Source organism: Flavobacterium sp. PL002, assembly GCF_054165825.1.
Map to the genome: position 1 here is coordinate 2,400,132 of NZ_CM135110.1, position 17,516 is coordinate 2,417,647.

The window sequence follows — 17,516 nt, forward strand, 5'->3', positions numbered from 1 at the left end:
GTTATGAAAACGGGAATATATGGCATATTAAAAGCAAAGTTTCTTATAGATGATGACGCGATCAAGAACTGGCGTTTTATTGTTTTTATTATTCTTCTGGCTATTGTTATGATTGCTAATACACAACGCTATGAGCAAAAAGTGTTTAAAATTGCTGCGTTGACAAGTGAAGTAAAAGAGTTGCGATCAGAGTTTGTTGATAGGCGTTCTCAGCTAATGAAGTTAAGGTTAGAATCAACAGTGTCAGAGAAAATGGTAGAAAAAAATATTTTTCCATCATCAGTTCCTCCAGTAAAAATTAAAGTAAAAAAAGAAGAAGAAAAGACTTTTCTTAAAAAAATATGGCAGTAGAAGATAAATACATATCATACCGAATCTACCTTGTTGCTTTTGCTATCTTTTTGATGGCAATTGGTATTGCTGTTAAGTTGACCAATATTCAATGGGTTGATGGTGATTATTATCGAAAATTAGCAAAGGAAAGAACGGTTAGGAATTTTGTTATTCCAGCTAATAAAGGTAATATTTATTCGGCTGATGGGAGTTTATTGGCTACATCAATACCTAATTATGAAATTCGTTTTGATGCTCTAGCGCCAAAAGCAGAGACATTTGAAAAAAATGTAGGTGCGTTGGCCGATTCATTAGCAACTGTTTTAACGAAACCAAGTAGTTATTATCAAAACGAACTGCGTAAAGCGCGTGCTAATAATAATAGGTATTATTTAATTTCTCGTAATTTGAGTTATACGGATTATATTAAAATTAAAAACTTTCCTTTATTTAAACTAGGTGCTTATAAAGGTGGGATTATAGTGGAACAAAAAACGGTTAGGGAACATCCAATCGGGAAAATTGCGGAGCGTACTATTGGTTACGAAAGAAAATTTTCAAATGGTACTTCTGACGGTAAAGGAATCGAATGGGCTTATAGAAAATACTTGAATGGAAAAGACGGTAAGATTTTAAAACAAAAAATTGCAAAAGGACAATGGAAACCTATTCGTGATGTAAACGAAGTGGATCCTCAGGACGGTTATGATGTAATTTCTACAATCGATGTTTATATTCAAGATATTGCGCATCATGCGTTATTGAAACAATTAGAAGAATATGAAGCTGATCATGGTTGCGTAGTTGTTATGGAAACCGAAACGGGTCAAGTAAAAGCTATAGCAAATCTAGGAAGGGCAAATGATGGGTCTTATTATGAAACCACAAATTATGCTGTAGCCGAATCTCATGAACCAGGATCTACATTTAAACTAGTAGATTTAATGGCTATTCTTGAAGACAAAGTAGCAGATACCAGTACGGTGTATAACACCTTTGGGGGGGTAATTCGGTATTCAGGAAAAGTGGTACAGGATTCTCATAAAGGTGGATACGGAAAAATTTCTTTAGCAAGAGGTTTTGAGTTATCGTCAAATACGGTAATGGCTCAAGCGGTTTACAATAATTATAAAGACAATCCTTCTCGTTTTGTTAATCATATTAATGCTTGGGGGCTAAACAAGAAATTGCATATGGATTTTGAAGGAGAAGGAAGGGCTTACATTCCACAACCTACTGATAAAAACTGGAGTAATATCTCGCTCCCATGGATGGCTTTTGGTTATGGAGTTTCTATTACACCAATGCAAACCTTAACATTTTATAATGCCGTGGCTAATAATGGTGTAATGATTAAGCCTCAATTTATTTCAGAAATAAAAGAATGGAATAAAACGATTGTAAAGGTGGAGAAAGAAGTAATCAACCCGAGAGTTTGTTCTCCTCAAACAATCAAAAAGTTAAAAGCAGTGTTGGCTAATGTAGTAAAAAAAGGAACTGCATCTAAATTGTATTCTAAAGATTTCTCTATGGCCGGTAAAACGGGTACAGCTCAAGTAAATTACGGAAAAAGAGATGGTACTAAAATGTACTACGCCTCTTCGTTTGTGGGGTATTTTCCAGCTGATCATCCTAAATATTCATGTATTGTAGTGGTTCATAAACCCAGTACGGCAAAGGGTGATTTTTATGGAGCGGGTGTTGCTGGACCAGTGTTTAAACGAATCGCTCAAAAGATTTTTACAGATGTTCCATCAACTAATGAAATAAAAAATCTGAATAATAAAATCCCGAAACAAGAAAACAATTATAATGCTTACTACGCTAATCTGCAAAAAAAGAAAAGCGGAATTCCTAATGTAAAAGGAATGCCAGGAATGGACGCAATTGCTTTACTAGAAAACTTAGGCTTTGCAGTAAGAACAAAAGGAATGGGTAGAGTAAAGTCACAAGCACTTGTGGCTGATCAAGAGAGAATGAATAAAGCAACTATAACACTGGAATTATTGTGATTATACTAAAAGACATATTATATAAAGTAGCTATTGATGCAGTAAACGGTTCAACGGATATTGCAATTAATAAAATGGATTTTGATTCTCGAAAAATAGAATTAAATGATGTTTTTGTGGCCATAAGAGGGACCGTTTCTAACGGACATGATTTTATTCAAAAAGCAATAGAGTTAGGTGCTAAAGCAATTGTTTGTGATATTTTGCCTGATACTTTGCAAAGTGATGTTACTTATGTAAAAGTGGAGGATACTAATAAAGCGCTGGCTTTTATAGCGGCTAATTATTTTGGTAATCCATCAGAAAAATTGAAACTAGTTGGAATTACGGGAACAAACGGGAAAACTACAATTGCGTCATTATTATATCAATTGTTTCAAAAAGCAGGTTTTAAAGTAGGTTTATTGTCTACTGTTAAAATTATGGTTGACACCAAAGAGTATAAGGCAACTCACACTACTCCAGATTCTATAACAATCAATCACTACTTAAACGAAATGATTGAAAACAATGTTGACTACTGTTTTATGGAAGTGAGTTCTCACGGAATTCATCAAAAAAGAACAGAAGCACTTCATTTTACAGGAGGGGTTTTTACAAATCTATCTCATGATCATTTAGACTATCATCCTACATTCGCAGAATATAGAGATGTAAAAAAATCGTTTTTTGATAATTTGCCAAAGTCGGCTTTTGCATTGTCAAATATTGATGATAAAAATGGTGCTGTTATGTTACAGAATTCTGTAGCAAAAAAATGCACCTATGCTTTAAAATCATACGCTGATTATAAAGCTCAAATTCTTGAAAACCAATTATCAGGATTGTTGTTAAAAGTAAATGGAAGTGAAGTTTGGGTAAAACTAATAGGGACTTTCAATGCTTACAATGTTTTGGCTATTTATGGTGCTGCGATTGAGTTGGGAATGGATAGTTTAGAAACGTTGCGTTTATTATCTGATTTAGAAAGTGTTTCAGGAAGGTTTCAATATATCGTTTCAGAAACTAATGTGACGGCAATTATTGATTATGCACATACGCCTGATGCGTTAGAGAACGTTTTGAAAACAATAAACGACATCCGTACTAAAAATGAGCAATTAATCACTGTAGTAGGTTGTGGCGGAAATAGAGATAAAACCAAGCGTCCTATAATGGCTGAAATTGCATCAGAGCTTAGTGATAAAGCGGTGCTAACATCTGACAATCCTAGAAATGAGGATCCAGAGGCTATTATCAACGAAATGGAAAAGGGTGTTGCAGCACAAAATTATAAAAAAGTCTTAGCAATCACAGATAGGAAGCAAGCTATTAAAACAGCTTGTCAATTAGCACAACCTAATGATATTATTCTAATTGCTGGAAAAGGACATGAGACTTATCAAGAAGTTAATGGCGTACGTCATGATTTTGATGATATGAAAATAGTAAAAGAAATCTTAGAACAATTACATAAATAGTAAAACATGCTGTATTCTCTATTTGAATATTTAAACAAAATATTAAACATATCTGGAACAGGAGTGTTTCAATACATCACTTTTAGATCAGCGATGGCATTCATACTTTCGTTGTTGCTGTCTACGATTTATGGAAAAAGAATTATTCGTTTTTTACAAAATCAACAAGTAGGAGAGACAGTAAGAGAACTAGGATTGGCTGGGCAAAATGAAAAAGCAGGTACGCCTACAATGGGTGGTTTGATTATCATTTTTGCAACGTTAGTTCCTGTTTTGTTATTCGCAAAATTGCAAAATATCTACATTGTATTATTGATTGTAACCACGCTTTGGATGGGAACAATTGGTTTTATAGATGATTATATAAAGATTTTTAAGAAAGACAAACAAGGACTTAAAGGAATTTTTAAAGTTTTTGGTCAAGTTGGTTTAGGACTAATCGTGGGTACCGTTTTGTATTTTCATCAGGGGGTTACTGTTAGAACAGATACTGGAAAAACAGATGTTTTTAAAGAATCTACAGGCTATGTGGTTACACCGCCACCAGTAGAAGAAAAGTCTACAGCAACTACGATTCCGTTTTTTAAAAACAACGAGTTTGATTACGCTGAGTTATTAGCTTGGACAGGTGAGGGATATGAAAAATGGGCTTGGTTGGTTTTTATACCCGTAGTTATTTTTATAATCACAGCGGTTTCTAATGGAGCTAATTTAACAGATGGAATAGACGGGCTAGCAGCAGGAACATCTGCTATATCCGTACTCGCGCTGGGTATTTTTACTTTCCTTTCGGGGAATATAATTTTTTCGAATTACTTGAATATAATGTACATCCCTAATTCGGGAGAAATGACCGTCTTTATAGCCTCGTTTGTAGGGGCGTTAATTGGGTTTTTATGGTACAATTCTTATCCTGCCTCGGTTTTTATGGGTGATACAGGTAGTTTAACCATCGGAGGAATTATTGCAGTTTTAGCAATTGCGGTTCGAAAAGAAATGTTGATTCCGTTATTATGCGGTGTCTTTCTAGTCGAAAATTTATCAGTTGTCTTGCAAGTGAGTTATTTTAAGTACACCAAGAAACGCTTTGGCGAAGGCCGAAGAATATTTTTAATGTCGCCTTTACACCACCATTATCAAAAGAAGGGGTATCATGAAAGTAAGATTGTAACTCGTTTCTGGATTGTTGCTATCATGTTAGCCATACTATCAATTATTACTTTAAAACTAAGATAATATGAGATTAGTAGTATTAGGAGGAGGAGAAAGTGGTGTAGGAACCGCAATTTTAGGAAAAGAAAAGGGATACGAGGTTTTTGTGTCTGATTTTGGAAAAATAAAAGACAAATACAAACAAGTTCTTACAGATAATGACATAGAGTGGGAGGAAGAACAGCATACCGAAGATAAAATTCTCAATGCAACTGTGGTTATGAAAAGCCCAGGTATTCCTGAAAAAGTTGCTATCGTTAAAAAGCTTATCGCCAAAGGGACTCCGGTGATTTCAGAAATTGAATTCGCGGCACCTTTTACAAAAGCAATTACTATAGGAATTACGGGTAGTAACGGAAAAACGACTACTACGATGCTTACGTATCACTTGCTAAAATCAGCAGGTTTGAATGTAGGATTAGGAGGGAATATTGGAAAGAGTTTTGCTTGGCAAGTTGCTGATGATAGTTATAATTCTTACGTGTTAGAATTGAGTAGTTTTCAGCTGGACGGAATTGTGAATTATAGGCCACATATAGCGATAATTACAAATATAAGCCCAGATCATTTAGATCGTTATGATTATAAATATGAGAATTACATCGCTTCTAAGTTCAGAATCACGATGAACCAAACCGAAGACGATTATCTTATTTACGATGCAGATGATGAGGCCATTACTGAATGGTTAAAAAACAATACGACAAAAGCGAAATTAATTCCTTTTTCATTAACAAAAACGTTTGAAGAAGGAGCATTTATAAAAGACAACATAATGAAAGTATCACTAAATCAAGAAGATTTTACAATGGAAACAGAGACGATTGCTTTAGAAGGAAAACATAATATGAAAAACGCAATGGCAGCAACATCTGTAGCAAAATTAATGCAAATTAGAAAAGCAACAATTCGCGAAAGCTTATCTAATTTTCAAGGGGTAGAACACCGTCTTGAGAATGTGTTAAAAATTCAAAATGTACAATATATCAATGACTCAAAAGCCACAAATGTAAATGCTACTTTTTTTGCTCTAGACAGTATGAATGCACCCACAGTATGGATTGTAGGTGGTGTTGATAAAGGAAATGATTACAATGAGTTAATGTCATTAGTACGCGAAAAAGTAAAGGCAATTGTTTGTCTTGGAGTTGATAATAAGAAAATAATTGAAGCTTTTGGGAATGTAGTAGACATTATGATTGAAGTAAGTAATATGAGTGATGCTGTGAAAATGGCACAACGCTTAACCGAAAAAGGAGATGCTGTATTGTTATCACCGGCTTGTGCAAGTTTTGATTTATTTGAAAATTACGAAGACAGAGGAAATCAGTTTAAGCAAGCAGTACAAAACCTATAATTCTAGACTGCTGTTCTAAAATTTGAAAACAAAAAATGAAACAACTAATAAAAAAATTAAAAGGAGATAAAGTAATTTGGTCATTTGTGGCCTTATTAGCGCTGTTTTCTTTTATGCCAGTTTTTAGTGCCAGTAGTAATTTAGCCTATTTAGGACATGGAACAGGGAATACGTTAGGATATTTGGTAAAACATCTAGCGCATATATGTATTGGTTTTGGAATTATTTTTGTGGTTCATAAGGTGCCATATCATTATTTTAGAGCAATTTCAAAAATAGGATTACCCGTTGTTTGGATTTTATTAGCGTATACGTTAATAAAAGGAACGGTGATTGCTGGGGCAAACGCAAGTAGATGGATTCAAATTCCGTTTGTGGGTATTACGTTTCAAACATCGACCTTGGCATCATTAGTGCTATTTATATTTGTAGCAAGGTATTTGTCTAAAAAAAGAGAAGGGTCCATTGACTTTAAAGAGTCTTTAAAAGAGTTGTGGTTGCCCGTTGCCATCACGTTAGCAATGATATTACCTGCTAATTTTTCAACAACAGCATTGATGTTTTCAATGGTAATCATGTTGGTTTTTATTGGTAAATATCCCATTAAGTATATTAGTTTTATTATAGGGACGGGTATTCTTGCATTAGCTTTCTTTGTGCTTATAGGTAAGGCATTTCCAGATTCAAGATTCTTTAATAGGGTTAGTACATGGAGTAGTAGGATTGAAAATTTTACAACTGATAAACCTGACGAAGATGATTATCAAATTGAGAAAGCCAAAATTGCTATAGCATCAGGAAAGATATATGGTTTAGGACCTGGTAAAAGTGTTCAAAAGAATTTTTTACCACAATCATCTTCTGATTTTATCTATGCAATAATTGTTGAAGAATACGGTTTAATAGGAGGTTTTGGAGTTTTGACGTTGTATTTATTGTTATTATTCCGTTTTGTAATTGCATCTCATAAAGCGAGTACGTTATTTGGAAAGCTCGTCGTCATTGGGTTAGGTTTTCCCATGATATTTCAGGCAATGATTAATATGGCAGTTGCCGTGGAGTTATTACCGGTAACGGGACAAACATTACCTTTAATTAGTAGTGGAGGTAGCTCTATCTGGATGACTTGTTTTGCACTGGGAATAATAATTAGTGTAACTAAAAAAGACGAAGAAATTGTTGAAGAACAAAAAGACGCCGCGAAAAGAGAGGAAGCGCTTAAAAAAATAATTGATGCTGAATTAGCTTCTGAAGTTGATAAAGAAATCAAAGAGGAAGATTACTCAATTGAAGACAAAGCAGGAAATCCGATGGCAGCTGTCTTTGGAAAATAAAAAACAAAAAGCATAATTTAAATAAGAATGGCAAAACACAAATTCATATTAAGCGGTGGTGGTACAGGTGGACATATCTATCCTGCAATTGCTATTGCCAATGAATTAAAAAAGCGTTTTCCAGATGCCGAATTCCTATTTGTAGGAGCGCAAGATAAAATGGAAATGCAAAAAGTACCACAAGCTGGGTATGCTATAAAAGGATTGTGGATTTCTGGTTTGCAACGCCAAATTAATTTTAAGAATGCTATGTTTCCTTTTAAACTTATCGATAGTTTATGGAAATCAAGAAAGATTATAAAAGATTTTAAACCTGATGTAGTAATTGGAACTGGTGGTTTTGCTAGTGGACCGTTATTGCAAATGGCAAATATCATGAATATCCCCACGGTTATTCAAGAGCAGAATTCTTTTCCAGGAATTACTAATAAATTATTAGGCAAGAAAGCACATACTATATGTGTTGCCTACGAAAATTTAGAACGCTTTTTTGCAAAAGAAAAACTGCGATTAACTGGTAATCCAGTTCGTCAAGACTTAATTGATATATCGAGTAAGAGAGCTGAAGCAATTGCTTATTTTAAACTTGATGCTACTAAGAAGACGTTGTTGGTTCTTGGAGGTAGTTTAGGATCAAGAAGAATAAATCAATTAATAGAAAGTGAATTAGAAAGCATTTTATCTCAAAATGTACAAGTAATATGGCAGTGTGGTAAATTATATTTTGAGGAGTATAAGCAATACAACAGTGCGCATGTGCAAGTAGTTTCTTTTATCGAAAAAATGGATTACGTATACGCTGCGGCTGATGTTATTATTTCTCGAGCAGGTGCTTCATCAGTATCAGAATTATGTATTGTAGGAAAACCAGTGGTATTTATTCCGTCACCAAATGTAGCCGAAGATCATCAAACTAAAAATGCGAAAGCTATAGTTGATAAACAAGGTGCTATTTTATTGAAAGAAAATGAACTTGATACCTTATTTGCTCTAGTGTTTAAAGAATTGTTATTGGATGTATCCAAACAAAAGCAGTTGAGCGAAAATTGTAAAGCATTAGCTATGCCAAACGCAACTCATGAAATTGCAGATGAGATAGTAAAATTAATAAGAAAGTAGTAAAGTACGCTTTAACTATAAAATCAAAATAATGAATTTAGATCAAATACATAACGTTTATTTCATAGGTATCGGTGGTATCGGGATGAGTAATTTAGCACGCTATTTTAAAAATATAGGGAAGCAAGTTACTGGTTATGATAAAACAGCTACTACCCTAACCAGTGAGTTGGTAAAAAGCGGTATTTCCATTCATTTTGAAGATAATGTTGCTTTAATTCCAGATACTTTCAAAGTAGAGAACACTTTAGTGATTATTACTCCTGCAGTACCAAAAATGCATGCAGAGTGGAATTATTTCTTAGAAAAAAAATACGTTGTAAAGAAAAGAGCAGAGGTTTTAGGTTTGATAACCAAAGATACTTTTTGTTTTGCTGTAGCAGGTACGCATGGAAAAACAACTACATCTGGAATCCTGGGTCATATATTGTATGAGTCTGGAGCAGAGGTTACTGCGTTCATTGGAGGTATAGTCGAAAACTATAATTCTAATTTAATTGGTAATGGTAAGAAAATTACTGTTGTCGAAGCAGACGAATTCGATCGTTCTTTCTTACATTTGCATCCGGATATTGCTTGCATAACTTCCATGGATGCAGATCACTTGGATATTTATGGTACAAGCGATGCAATTCAAGAATCATTTATTGAATTTGCTGACAAAATAACCGATAAAAGTAAATTATTTATAACAAAGGAATTGTCTTTAAAAGGGTTGACAGTTGCTGTAAATGAAGACGCAGATTATAAGGCGTTTAATGTAAGGATAATAGAAGGAAGTTACTTATTTGATGTTCAAACACCTACCGAGATCTTAAAAGATTTTCGATTTGGACTCCCAGGTAAGCATAATTTAATGAATGCAATGATGGCAATCGCTATGGCAAAGATATTCGGCACCCCAACCGAAGCTATTGCAAGAGCGTTGGCCTCATTTAAGGGTATAAAAAGAAGGTTTTCATATCAGTTTAAGTCTGATAATCTTGTTTATATTGATGACTATGCGCATCACCCTACAGAAATCGATGCAGTGCATCAGGCAGTTAGAGAGTTGTATCCTGACAAAAAAGTTTTAGCAGTTTTTCAGCCTCATTTATTTAGTAGAACTAAAGATTTTGCGGATGATTTTGCTAGAAGTTTGTCTAATTTTGACGAAGTAATTTTGCTTGATATTTATCCTGCTCGTGAGTTACCAATGGAAGGGGTTACTTCTCAATGGTTGCTTGAAAAAATGACAAATAAAAACAAGGAATTGGTTTTAAAACAAGATTTAATTGCTACTATTTTAGCCAGTGATGCCGCTGTAATTGTAACAATTGGAGCAGGAGACATAGGTGAAATGGTGGGAACAATAAAACAAGCATTAAATGAAATTAATTAACTGGACAAATATTAGATTATTACTAATGTTCGTTTTGGTTATTTTTTTATTTTCTTTCACATCAAAGCGAAATGAAGATAGAAAATTAACTAAATCTGTGGTGGTTTTTGATGGAGATAATGCGCTTTTTTTGAAAAAAGAAACAGTTAATAAATTGTTGATAGAAAGTAAAGATAATGCTTCAAGCATCCAAAAAGTTGATCTAAATTTGAATAAGCTTGAGAAAGAGCTAAATTCAAACGATATGATCGAACATTCGGATGTGTTTGTGAGTATTGATGGTGTTCTCAAAGCGGTAGTGAAACAAAAGACTCCTATAGTTAGGGTTTTTGATGGTCATGACTCTTTTTATATTGATTATAAAGGAGGTACGATGCCATTGTCTAGTAATTTTACTGCTAGAGTTCCGCTTGTTTCAGGAGTAATTAATAAGAAAAATAACGAAAAATTGATCCGATTATTTCGGATGATTTATGACGATGATTTTTTGAAAAAAAACATCATTGCTATCCAAATTATGCCCAACGGGAGCTTAAAAATGTTCAACAGGAACTTCGATTATCAAATTGATTTTGGTTCTTTAATAAATGTTGAGCGTAAATTCCAGGATTATAAAGCTTTTTTTCAGAAAGCGGTTTTAGATAGTTCGTTATATAAATACAAAAAAATTGACCTCAGATTTACAAAACAAGTAGTTTGCACTAAATAAATAGATAATGGAAAAAGAGAATATTGCAGTGGGTCTAGATATTGGGACAACAAAAATTGTTGCCATGATAGGTAAAAAGAACGAGTACGGAAAACTCGAGATTTTAGGTGTAGGTAAATCTAAAAGTTTAGGTGTAGCTAGAGGTGTGGTAAATAATATTACACAAACAATACAATCTATCCAACAAGCAATACATGAGGCTGAAAATAATTCAGGATATAAAATAAAAGATGTAGTAGTAGGAATTGCAGGTCAGCATATTCGTAGTATTCAACATACTGATTACATAAGTAGAAGCAACCCAGAAGAGGTTATTGGTGGTGCTGATATACAATTATTGATTGATCAAGTGAATAAATTGGCCATGTTGCCAGGAGAAGAAATTATTCACGTATTACCACAAGAATTTAAAATTGATGGACAATCAGAGATAAAAGAACCTATAGGAATGTATGGCGGAAGATTAGAGTCTAGTTTTCATGTTGTAGTAGGGCAAGCATCTTCTATTCGTAATGTAGGAAGATGTATTCAAAGTTCAGGTATCGAGTTATCAGGATTAACATTAGAACCATTAGCGTCATCAGATGCAGTTTTAAGTCAAGAGGAAAAAGAAGCTGGAGTAGCGCTTATTGATATCGGTGGAGGAACAACTGATTTAGCTATTTTTAAAGATGGTATTATTCGTCATACTGCAGTAATCCCTTTTGGAGGAAATGTGATTTCGGATGATATTAAAGAAGGGTGTTCAATTATTGAAAAGCAAGCTGAATTACTAAAGGTAAAATTTGGATCAGCTTGGCCTGGTGAAAATAGAGATAACGAAATTGTTTCTATTCCTGGATTAAGAGGTAGAGAGCCAAAAGAGATTTCGTTAAAAAATTTATCTAAAATTATTCATGCCCGAGTGGTAGAGATAGTAGAGCAAGTTTTTACAGAAATCAAAGCTTATGGACATGAAGATCCTCGTAAAAAACTAATTGCCGGAATTGTACTTACTGGTGGAGGAGCACAATTAAAACATATTAAGCAATTAGTAGAATACATTACTGGAATGGATACCAGAATAGGATATCCTAATGAGCATTTAGCAGGTGACTCTGATGAAGAATTTTCTAGTCCTTTATACGCAACAGCAGTAGGATTAGTTATGAATAGCATCGAGAATAAAACGCAAAGTGCAATCAGGATGGACGAAGTTGCGCCACCAAAACCGGTTTACAGAGCCCCAGTTGTTAAAAGGGAGGAAGTGCGCTATGAAGAAGAAGTTGAAGAAGAGGAAGAAGAGAAAAGTTACGCGAAGAAAGATGAATCTACAGGGGATAAAATAAAAAGATCATTTTTTGATCGTTATGTAGATAAAATTAAAGATTTTTTAGACAACGCGGAATAAAGGGGTGGCCCAAAGAAATAAAACAACAATTAATAATTAATATCAAAAACCAAATAAAAGATGAGCAACTCAGAATTTGGAAGCATTTCATTTGATTTACCAAAAAACCAATCAAATGTCATAAAAGTAATTGGTGTAGGTGGAGGCGGAAGCAATGCTGTAAACCACATGTTTAAACAAGGGATTAAAGGGGTGGACTTTATTGTATGTAATACTGATTCTCAGGCATTGCAAAATAGTTCAGTTCCTAATAAAATACAGTTAGGGGTAGGTTTAACTGAGGGACTTGGGGCTGGTGCAAACCCAGACGTAGGACAGCAATCAGCTATTGAAAGTATTGCTGAGATCGAAAAATTATTAGATCGCAATACTAAAATGGTTTTTATAACTGCAGGAATGGGTGGAGGTACCGGTACAGGTGCAGCTCCTGTTATTGCGCAATTAGCTAAAGAAAGAGAAATTCTTACTGTAGGTATTGTAACACTTCCGTTTTTATTTGAGGGAAAAGTGCGTCAAGAACAAGCCAAAATCGGAATCGAAAAGTTGCGCAAGCAAGTAGATTCCCTTATTGTAATTAACAACAATAAATTAAGAGAAGTATATGGTAATCTAGGTTTTAAAGCTGGTTTTTCTAAAGCTGATGAAGTTTTGGCTACAGCCTCAAGAGGTATTGCCGAAGTAATTACTCATCACTATACTCAAAATATCGATTTACGTGATGCTAAGACAGTATTGTCTAACAGCGGAACAGCAATCATGGGATCTGCTACTTCTGAAGGAGAAAACAGAGCCAAAGAAGCAATTATTTCAGCATTAGATTCTCCTTTACTAAATGATAACAAAATCACAGGTGCCAAAAACGTATTGTTGCTCATCGTTTCAGGTTCAAATGAGATTACTTTAGATGAAATTGGAGAAATAAATGACCACATTCAAAATGAAGCGGGTCATAATGCCAATATCATTATGGGAGTTGGTGAAGACGAAACCCTTGGTGATGCAATTGCAGTAACTATCATTGCAACAGGGTTTGATATCGAACAACAAAACGGAATCGTAAATACGGAACCAAAAAAAATAATTCACACTCTTGAAGAAGAACAAAGAAGTGTTTATAATTTAACAAAAAACGAAATTCCAGCATTTGATTTAAATGTTGAATCTCCAAAAACAAATACGGATCAAAGAATTGTTTTTGATCTTATTGAAGATGATTTAACGCCAGAGCCAGTTGCTCCCGTTGCCGCTCCAGAACCTGTTGTTCCTGTTGCTGGTAATGAAGGACTAATGGCAATGTCTGAATATATCAAGAATTTAGATGTTACTTTCGAAATCGTTTCTCCTAGTGAGAACCTTGATTTTACAATCACATCGCCACAGCAAAATCAAGCTGAAGTGCCACAAGCTAAAGCAATTGAGGGACAACAAGAACAAACTACTTTTTCATTCGATTTACCACTAGCTAAACCAGAGCCAGTTGCTAAAATTGAAGAAACTGAAGTATTTGAATTGCCTAATGAAACACGTGATATTAAAGTAAATCAGCCGGTGCAGTTTGTGCCAGTAACTGAATTATCTGATAAGGGAATTATTAAATATTCTCTTGAAGAATACATGGAGGTTGAAAATGATTTTATTTCATCTAAACCAGCTGCAAAAGTAGTTGAAGAAGTAGTGCCTGCTGAAATGAATATCACAATGAAGCAAGTTGAAAGAGAGTCTGAAGAAGCTACTAAATTTGAAGAAATCTCTCCAATGGAGATGACTATCGAAGAAACGTTGCGTTTAAGAGCTGAAGAAAGAAGAAAAAAATTAAAAGAATTCAATTATAAGTTTCATAACAATGTTTCTAAAATTGATGAATACGAAAAGGAACCTGCTTACAAAAGATTAGGAATAGATATTTCAAACAATCAACCTAATAATACAAATTCAAGAATATCAGTAGGAACCGATAGTAATAATGATTTGCAGTTGCGTTCAAACAATTCTTATTTGCATGACAACGTAGATTAATACTTTGTATTTATAAAATTTAAATTAGCCCGAAAATTGAATATAATTTTCGGGTTATTTTTTTTATCTTCGCACAATAATACAGAAACGTTTTTGGGCCTTATTCCAGCTGTCTTTTCAAGCTTTTTTATAAAAAATGATTTTTCTAGATTCTTAAAAGAGCTTCCTTTAGTCGCTTTTTAAGAACAAGAAAAACACACATTTTTGATTAAAAAAGGCTTTCCATTTCCATCTGGGGCAAAAGTCATTGTAAACAGCCGTATTCTGCAATAATTAGATAGTATTAATAAAATTAAAAAACACACATATATGAGTTTATCAACAAACATCATGGACGAAATTAAAACCGCCATGAGAGCTAAAGATACTGTAGCATTAGAAGCATTAAGAGCAATTAAATCAGAGATTTTATTAGCGCAAACTGCATCAGGTTCTAAAGAAGAAATTACAGAAGACGATGAAGTTAAATTACTTCAAAGACTAGTTAAAACTCGTAAAGAAAGCGCTAGGATTTTTACAGAGCAAAATCGTTTGGATTTAGCAGAGCCAGAATTAGCTCAAGTTGCAGTAATCGAAAAGTTTTTACCGGCTCAATTAAGCGAAGCAGAAATAGAAGCTGTAATTGCAAAAATCATTGCCGAAACTGAAGCATCAGGAATTGCATCAATGGGTAAAGTAATGGGATTAGCCTCAGCACAACTAGGAGGAACTGCAGAAGGAAAAACAATCTCTGCAATTGTAAAGAAACTTTTAGTTTAAAAATAGAGTTGTTGATTAACGATTTTAAATCACAAATCTAAAATCGTTAATTATCAATCTTAAATCAAGCGGCTGAGTAGTTCAACTGGATAGAATATCAGATTTCGACTCTGAGGGTTGCAGGTTCGAACCCTGTCTCGGCCACTAAAATAGCCATAAAATAATTAAGCAGACTTAATTATTTTATGGCTATTTTAATTTTATAAAGTAAAAAATTATATCCAACTTACTACCAAAGCTCTGTATAATTAAACTACTATTTGTATTTTTGTAAAAATATCGTTCACGCCACTAAATTGCGTTGCAAATAGGTTTTTGTTACAAGACCAAAACATTGGTGTAATTAGTTTATGAACTGTATTGCAACAGTTATTGGGTATAGTAAATCGCTTTTTCGAGTGCTTCGATTTGCTATTTCCTTGCTTTGTAATGAAAACTCTATTGATATCAATATAGTCGAGATTACTGTTTGTGAGTAGCACAAAGAAGCTTTTAAAATCTTTGTTCATAATTGGATAAAATAATTAACAAAAAAAAGCCATTTTAAAACAGCATGTTTTAAAATGGCTTTTTTTTGTTTTAATTTCTAAATAAAAAATAACCCTACTTAGAAAATAATTTATTTATTATGATGATTTATGAGCTTGCAAGCATTTTTTTTCAATGTAACCAAAGGGATAGGGATACCCCATTGATCCGGCTTTTTCTAAATCATCACAGGCACTTTCAGTTTGTTTGAGACTAAGTTTTACTTCTGCACGATTATTATAAGCACTGCTATAAGTAGGATTGATTTCGATGCATTTAGTGTAATCCTCTAATGATCCGTTGTAATCCTTAATGGCATTTTTAATTAATGCTCTTGAATAATAAGCTTTACTGGATTCAGGATTTATTCCTATAAGTATTGTCAAATCGGTGATGGCATCATCATATTTTTTTAAAAGATTTTCAGCTAGAGCTTTAGCGTAATAAGCATCTTCAAATTTTGGTTCAAGCGCTATTGCTTTATCGTAATCTTTAATGGCTTTTTTATAGTCTTTTAGTAATTCTCTATTCTTTCCTAGCATATAAAAGTCATTTGCAGATGATTGTGCATGACTGATGTAGCTGAAAGAAGTAAATGCTAGGAGCATTAAGTATCTTCTTTTCATTCTATTTAATGTGTGGTATTAATTTAAATATTAATTCTTGTATATATAATACGATGAACTATGTACTTATTTGATTTTGGGGACAATTAAAAAAGTAGATTTCCAAGTGCAAAATTCGTAAAAAAAATGTTTATAAACAATACGCGTTACTAAATAGTTAATAAAAATATAATTATGTATTAAATAAAAAATGGCGCCTCAAGCGCCATTTTATTAAAAACTAGTTAGTTTTTTTAGATCTTTTATAGTAATTATGGGGTCTTGAGCTTTAAATACATAGCTTCCTGCTACCAGAACATCTGCTCCAGCTTCAACAAGTTGCTTAGCATTTTTATTGGTTACGCCACCGTCAATTTCAATAAGGGTTGATGCGTCTTTACGGTTGATTAGCTCCTTTAATTTTTTTACTTTGGCATAAGTATTTTCAATAAATGACTGACCACCAAATCCTGGATTTACACTCATGATACAAACTAAATCAATGTCGTTAATTACATCTTCAAGTAAGTCAACACTTGTATGTGGATTCAATGCGACACCAGCTTTCATGCCTTCGGCTTTGATTGCTTGAAGTGTACGGTGTAAATGAGTACAAGCTTCGTAGTGTACACATAAGATGTTTGCTCCTAAATTTGCAAAGGTTTTAATGTAACGATCAGGATCAACAATCATTAAATGTACGTCGATAGTTTTTGTGGCATGTCTAGTGATAGCCTCAAGGACAGGCATTCCAAAAGAAATGTTAGGAACAAAAACACCGTCCATAATATCAATATGAAACCAGTCTGCTTCACTATTATTAATCATTTCGATGTCGCGTTGCAGATTTCCAAAATCGGCTGCCAATACTGATGGTGCAATAAGTGTGTTTTTCATTGTGTTGTTATTTAATCTGAGTTTGTTTCAGATTCTTTAGTTGTAGTTTGTGCAAAATTAGGTTATTTAAAACAAATGCGAAAGTTTTTTTGAGGGTACAACTTTAGGCTAAAACGGTTGCAATGCGTAAGGGACTGAAGTGAAAATCCTTTTTTATTTATGGAGCAATAGTGTAATAGATAAAAAAAGATTGTAATGGAAATCCCAGCCAGACCCCGATATCTATCGAGATTACGAAGGGTTAGACCCAAATCAATTGCAAGAATAAATTAAGTATCAGTGTTCAATTTCCCCTTCGGGGGTTATGGGGTAAAAAGTAAAACTCCGGACACGAGTCTGAAAGACGAATTGAGCGAAGCTAAACCCGATCCGCCGCGGCGGAGAACAGACTGAGAGTTTTACTC

14 protein-coding genes and 1 tRNA gene are annotated in these 17,516 nt (G+C 33.8%); 13 read left to right on the plus strand and 2 right to left on the minus strand.

Annotated features, from left to right (window positions below; genetic code table 11):
• Nucleotides 1-3: 3 nt before the first annotated feature.
• From ACVEGE_RS10495 to ACVEGE_RS10555, 13 genes are all read left to right on the plus strand, one after another.
• A complete protein-coding gene (locus tag ACVEGE_RS10495) occupies nucleotides 4-351 on the plus strand; it encodes an FtsL-like putative cell division protein (protein WP_173850304.1) in 348 nt (115 codons plus the stop codon).
• Nucleotides 342-2,345 carry a penicillin-binding transpeptidase domain-containing protein gene (locus ACVEGE_RS10500; protein ID WP_192501236.1) on the plus strand — a complete coding sequence of 668 codons (2,004 nt, stop codon included), beginning with the start codon at nucleotides 342-344 and terminating at the stop codon, nucleotides 2,343-2,345. Before ACVEGE_RS10495 ends, ACVEGE_RS10500 begins: the two co-directional genes overlap by 10 nt.
• Nucleotides 2,342-3,805 carry a UDP-N-acetylmuramoyl-L-alanyl-D-glutamate--2,6-diaminopimelate ligase gene (locus tag ACVEGE_RS10505; protein WP_192501235.1) on the plus strand — a complete coding sequence of 488 codons (1,464 nt, stop codon included), beginning with the start codon at nucleotides 2,342-2,344 and terminating at the stop codon, nucleotides 3,803-3,805. The genes ACVEGE_RS10500 and ACVEGE_RS10505 overlap by 4 nt, the downstream gene beginning before the upstream one ends.
• 6 nt (nucleotides 3,806-3,811) lie before the next feature.
• Nucleotides 3,812-5,041: a phospho-N-acetylmuramoyl-pentapeptide-transferase gene (gene mraY / locus ACVEGE_RS10510; protein WP_192501234.1), complete on the plus strand. Its 1,230-nt coding sequence runs from the start codon at nucleotides 3,812-3,814 to the stop codon at nucleotides 5,039-5,041.
• A 1-nt stretch (nucleotide 5,042) separates the two neighbouring features.
• Complete coding sequence (gene murD, locus ACVEGE_RS10515) at nucleotides 5,043-6,374, plus strand: UDP-N-acetylmuramoyl-L-alanine--D-glutamate ligase (RefSeq protein ID WP_192501233.1); 1,332 nt, start codon at nucleotides 5,043-5,045, stop codon at nucleotides 6,372-6,374.
• Between the two features lie 35 nt (nucleotides 6,375-6,409).
• Nucleotides 6,410-7,708 (plus strand): FtsW/RodA/SpoVE family cell cycle protein, encoded by a 1,299-nt coding sequence (locus ACVEGE_RS10520; protein ID WP_192501232.1) that lies wholly within the window; start codon nucleotides 6,410-6,412, stop codon nucleotides 7,706-7,708.
• Between the two features lie 27 nt (nucleotides 7,709-7,735).
• Nucleotides 7,736-8,827, plus strand: coding sequence for an undecaprenyldiphospho-muramoylpentapeptide beta-N-acetylglucosaminyltransferase (gene murG / locus ACVEGE_RS10525; RefSeq protein ID WP_192501231.1), 1,092 nt, complete (start codon nucleotides 7,736-7,738; stop codon nucleotides 8,825-8,827).
• Between the two features lie 31 nt (nucleotides 8,828-8,858).
• Complete coding sequence (gene murC, locus ACVEGE_RS10530) at nucleotides 8,859-10,208, plus strand: UDP-N-acetylmuramate--L-alanine ligase (RefSeq protein WP_192501230.1); 1,350 nt, start codon at nucleotides 8,859-8,861, stop codon at nucleotides 10,206-10,208.
• Entirely contained in the window at nucleotides 10,195-10,917 is a 723-nt protein-coding gene (locus tag ACVEGE_RS10535) for a cell division protein FtsQ/DivIB (protein ID WP_173850287.1), read from the plus strand. The genes murC and ACVEGE_RS10535 overlap by 14 nt, the downstream gene beginning before the upstream one ends.
• A gap of 7 nt (nucleotides 10,918-10,924) precedes the next feature.
• Complete coding sequence (ftsA, locus tag ACVEGE_RS10540) at nucleotides 10,925-12,307, plus strand: cell division protein FtsA (protein WP_192501229.1); 1,383 nt, start codon at nucleotides 10,925-10,927, stop codon at nucleotides 12,305-12,307.
• A gap of 60 nt (nucleotides 12,308-12,367) precedes the next feature.
• Nucleotides 12,368-14,323 (plus strand): cell division protein FtsZ, encoded by a 1,956-nt coding sequence (gene ftsZ, locus ACVEGE_RS10545; RefSeq protein ID WP_173854988.1) that lies wholly within the window; start codon nucleotides 12,368-12,370, stop codon nucleotides 14,321-14,323.
• A gap of 309 nt (nucleotides 14,324-14,632) precedes the next feature.
• Nucleotides 14,633-15,082 (plus strand): GatB/YqeY domain-containing protein, encoded by a 450-nt coding sequence (locus tag ACVEGE_RS10550; protein ID WP_192501228.1) that lies wholly within the window; start codon nucleotides 14,633-14,635, stop codon nucleotides 15,080-15,082.
• A 70-nt stretch (nucleotides 15,083-15,152) separates the two neighbouring features.
• Nucleotides 15,153-15,226, plus strand: a tRNA-Arg gene (locus ACVEGE_RS10555).
• A 482-nt stretch (nucleotides 15,227-15,708) separates the two neighbouring features.
• On the opposite strand, the gene ACVEGE_RS10560 is transcribed toward ACVEGE_RS10555, so the two are convergent.
• Both ACVEGE_RS10560 and rpe read right to left on the minus strand, forming a co-directional pair.
• Nucleotides 15,709-16,236, minus strand: a complete 528-nt coding sequence (locus ACVEGE_RS10560) for a tetratricopeptide repeat protein (RefSeq protein ID WP_173854996.1) — start codon at nucleotides 16,234-16,236, stop codon at nucleotides 15,709-15,711.
• Nucleotides 16,237-16,449: 213 nt separating this feature from the next.
• On the minus strand, nucleotides 16,450-17,112 hold the full coding sequence (gene rpe, locus ACVEGE_RS10565) for a ribulose-phosphate 3-epimerase (RefSeq protein ID WP_192501227.1): 663 nt from the start codon (nucleotides 17,110-17,112) through the stop codon (nucleotides 16,450-16,452).
• Nucleotides 17,113-17,516: the final 404 nt, after the last annotated feature.